Annotated in this window: 4 protein-coding genes; 2 read left to right on the forward strand and 2 right to left on the reverse strand. The window is 70.7% G+C overall.

The window, feature by feature from the left end; all coding sequences use genetic code 11:
- Positions 1-364: ATP-binding protein (locus tag G6027_RS11830; protein ID WP_182637352.1), on the forward strand; the 364-nt coding region annotated here is incomplete at its 5' end.
- A gap of 4 nt (positions 365-368) precedes the next feature.
- A complete protein-coding gene (locus G6027_RS11835) occupies positions 369-2510 on the forward strand; it encodes a heavy metal translocating P-type ATPase (protein ID WP_182637353.1) in 2142 nt (713 codons plus the stop codon).
- A 50-nt stretch (positions 2511-2560) separates the two neighbouring features.
- On the opposite strand, the gene G6027_RS11840 is transcribed toward G6027_RS11835, so the two are convergent.
- Both G6027_RS11840 and G6027_RS11845 read right to left on the reverse strand, forming a co-directional pair.
- Positions 2561-2965: a four-helix bundle copper-binding protein gene (locus G6027_RS11840; RefSeq protein WP_182637354.1), complete on the reverse strand. Its 405-nt coding sequence runs from the start codon at positions 2963-2965 to the stop codon at positions 2561-2563.
- Between the two features lie 149 nt (positions 2966-3114).
- On the reverse strand, positions 3115-4199 hold a 1085-nt coding region (locus G6027_RS11845; RefSeq protein WP_241727059.1), incomplete at its 5' end, for an MBL fold metallo-hydrolase.

Genomic DNA, 4199 nt, shown 5'->3' on the forward strand with positions numbered 1-4199 from the left:
GAACCTGCTGGACAACGCGCTGCGGCACACTCCTGCCGGTGGCTCCGTCACCGTCAGCACCAGCCTGCTCGACACCGGCACCAGCACCAGGACCTCCGGAACCGACGCAGCGGCGCAGAACCGGGTGTCCGTCACGGTCACCGACACCGGCGAGGGTGTGGCCGCGCACCATCTGGATCACCTCTTCGACCGCTTTTACCGCGTGGACACCGCCCGCGGCCGACACGGCGGGGGCAGCGGCATCGGGCTGGCGATCACCCGGGCACTCGTGGAGGCGCACGGCGGCCGCGTCAGCGCGGCCAGCGACGGCCCCGGGCACGGCGCACGCTTCACCATCACGATCCCCACCACGACAGGAGGCTGATCCCATGCACGCCCACGAGCCGGACGCAGGCCAGCCGGGCCGCCCTGACCACGCCGATCACCCTGATCACGCGGATCACCCGGCCGAGGACCATCACGGCCACGCCGATCACCCGAAGGGTGGTCACCACGACCACTCCGATCACGTCCGGCTGTACGGGCGCCTCTTCTGGATCATGCTGGCCCTCGGCATCCCCACCGTCGCGTTCTCACCGATGTTCGCCATGCTTCTCGGATACGAGGTCACCGGCTGGGGACTCTGGGTCGCGCCGGCCCTGGGCACGGTCATGTACCTCTGGGGTGGGCGCCCGTTCCTGACCGGCGGCGTCGATGAGCTCCGCTCCCGCAAACCAGGGATGATGCTGCTGATCAGCCTGGGCATCACCGTCGCCTTCCTCGCCTCCTGGGGCTCGACGCTCGGGCTGCTGGGCCACGAGCTGGAGTTCTGGTGGGAGCTGGCGCTGCTGGTGGTGATCATGCTGCTGGGCCACTGGGTGGAGATGCGCTCGCTCGCCCAGACCGGGTCCGCGCTGGACTCCCTGGCCTCACTCCTGCCCGACCAGGCCGAGCGGGTGACGCCCGGCGGTGTCGAGACCGTGGAGCCGGGGGAGTTGCTCGCCGACGATGAGGTGATCGTCCGCCCGGGCGGAAACGTCCCCGCCGACGGCGTGATCACCCGGGGCTCGGCCAGCATGGACGAATCCATGATCACCGGCGAGTCCCGCACCGTGCGCAGGGGCGAGGGCGATCAGGTGGTGGCCGGGACCGTGGCCACGGACTCGGGCGTGCGTATCCGCGTGACGGCCGTCGGCGACGACACCACGCTCGCGGGCATCCGCCGACTGGTCGCCGAGGCCCAGAACTCCTCCTCGCGGGCCCAGCGGATCGCCGACCGCACCGCCGGATGGCTGTTCTGGTACGCGCTGGGGGTCGCCGCCGTGACGGCGGTGTCGTGGCAGGTCCTCGGCAACTCGGAGCAGGCGGTGGCCCGGGCGGTCACGGTCCTGGTGATTGCCTGCCCGCACGCGCTGGGTCTGGCGATCCCGTTGGTGGTCTCCATCGCCACCGAACGCGCGGCCCGCGGCGGCGTGCTGATCACCGACCGCCTGGCGCTGGAGGGCATGCGCACCGTCGACGTGGTGCTGTTCGACAAGACCGGCACCCTGACCAGGGGTGCGCCCGCTGTCACGGGCGTGGAGGTCGTGCCGGGGTGGACACACGACGAGGTGGTGCGCCTGGCCGCGGCCGCCGAGTCCGACTCCGAACACCCGCTCGCACGCGCGATCGTGGCCTCGGCCGGGGATCGGGAACTCGAGGTGCCGGACGGGGTGGACTTCGCCTCGTCACCGGCGGTGGGCGTCGAGGCACGGGTCGACGGGCGCCTGGTCCGGGTGGGCGGGCCGTACCTCCTCGAGCAGGAGGGCCTGGCCGAACTCGGCGCGGGTGGCGAGAGCACGGTGGACGCCTGGCGCGCGGAGGGGGCGACCATCCTGCACGTGGTCGTGGACCGGTCCGTGGTGGGCGCGTTGAAGCTGGTCGACGAGGTGCGTCCGGAATCGGCGACGGCCGTCGCGGCGCTCCATGAGCGGGGCGTCCAGGTACAGATGATCACCGGCGACGCCGAGGCCGTGGCCGCGGCGGTGTCGGCGGAGTTGGGCATCGACAGGTACTTCGCAGGAGTTCGGCCCGAGGACAAGGCCTCGACCGTCCGGCAGTTGCAGGAGGAGGGGTGCCGCGTGGCGATGGTCGGTGACGGCGTCAACGACGCTCCCGCGCTGGCGCAGGCCGACGTGGGCATCGCGATCGGCGCCGGCACCGACGTGGCGATCGCCTCCGCCGGGGTCGTGCTGGCGTCCGACGATCCCCGCTCGGTGGTCTCGGTGGCCGCGCTCTCCGATGCCACCTACCGGAAGATGGTGCAGAACCTGTGGTGGGCCGGCGGATACAACCTGATCTCCGTGCCGTTGGCCGCCGGTGTCCTCGCGCCGGTGGGGATCATCATGCCGATGTCGGTCGGGGCGATCCTCATGTCGCTGTCCACCGTGGTGGTGGCGGTCAACGCACAGTTGCTGCGGCGTCTGGACCTGGCACCGGACACGGTGGTGCACGGTCGGGATGAGGTGCCGGTCGCCCGGGTCAGCGGATAGCTCCGGGCACCCGGTGACTCCCGATCGCGCTGGTCACCCGATCGCGTTGGTTACCCGATCGCGCTGAGCAACTCAGCGCACGCCTTCTCACAGCGGCGGCAGGCCTCGGCGCAGATCGCGCAGTGGGCGTGCATGTCGGCGTGGTCCTCGCAGTCGTCGGCGCAGGTCGCGCACGCAGCTCGGCACGCGGTGAGCAGCTCCTTGACCGTGTCTGAGATGGTCCCGGTGCGACGGCTCAACACCGATGCCGTGGCAGCGCAGACGTCCGCGCAGTCGAGATCCGTGCGGATGCAGTCGCGTAGCTCCGCCACCGACTCCTCGGCCAGGCAGGCGTCAGCGCATGCGGTGCAGATGGTGGCGCACGCCGACGCGGCATCGATCGCCTCCGCCAACAGTTCGACGTTCAGGCCGGCGGTCGAATGGGAATGGGAATTGATCATCGCGATGGTGCTCATGGTTCCTCCTTGACCGTGTTCTTGATCGTGTTCGGCGTGGATTTCCCGGTGCTGTGGTCGGGATCCACGTGTACCCCAGGCTAGGAGCGACGGCGGGGGATGCCACCGGTTCGCGAACGGACGTTGCGGGATCGCAATGGTGGGCGGTGTCAGCGGGTGGCCAGGACGATCCGTTGCAGGTCGTCGCCCACGATCACGTCCCCGCCGTAGCCCTCCTGGGCCCAGTCGTGCCACTGGCGCCCGTCGACGACGCCGGAGTAGTCCCCGAGGTGCGTCAGGACCAGCCGCCGGGCGCCGGCACGCTCGGCGACCTGCCCCACCACCTGGACCTCGACGTGCGACTCCAGGTTGTGTTCCACCAGCGGCGGCGGCAGGTTCCCGCCGCGCACGTTGATCGCCTCGTGCACGAGCGTGTCGGTGCCGAGCGCCAACCGGTCCAGGTTCTCGCTCAGACTGGTGTCCCCGGAGAACGTCACCGACCCGTGTGCGGTGTCGAAGCGGAAGGCGAACGCGGGGAAGACCGGCCCGTGTGGGACGAGGGTCGCGGTGACCCGGACGTTCTCGTCCTCCATGACGAAGAACGGTTCCATCGGCGGGGAGGTGTCTGTATAGCTGGCGCCGACATCCGGGATCTCGATCTCGTGGACGTCGAACAGCGTGCGCGGGTCGGGCGGACCGCCGGTGGGGCCGTTGTCTCGCAGGAAGATGTTGGACGTGTACGCGTAGGCCTCGTCCAGCCGCTGCGTCATCTCCGCGGTGCCCGGGGTCGGACTCTGAGGGGCGACCACAGGGAAGTCCGGGTAGTCGTAGTTGGGCGGTCGGAGCCCGCCCGCCGAGCCCGGGCCGTACACGCCGACCGGGCCGGCGAGCTTGTCTCCGGCGGCGTTGGCGACCACCCCACCGATGAGCGCGAAGTTGTAGTAGTCCGCGATGTGGTCGGCGTGCAGGTGGGTGAGGAAGATGTCGCGGATCGCCGCCAGCTCGAGGCCCGTGAGCCCGTACTGCGTGACCGAGGAACGGCCGCAGTCGATCACGTAGGCGGCCCCGTTGACCACGAGGACTGACGCGATCCCCACCCGCGTCCTCTCGACCATCGGGCCGGCGAGTGTTCCCAGGAGCAGTAGCTCGAGCGGTTCACGTTGCTCCGAGGGGATGCCGTCCGGCGGGGTGCCGCCGGACGATCCCAGGGAGCCGGAGCCCAGTGACCCCGTGAGGCTCTGGGCTCCGGCGGAGC

The organism is Dietzia sp. SLG310A2-38A2, from assembly GCF_014145095.1.
Lineage (GTDB): Bacteria > Actinomycetota > Actinomycetes > Mycobacteriales > Mycobacteriaceae > Dietzia.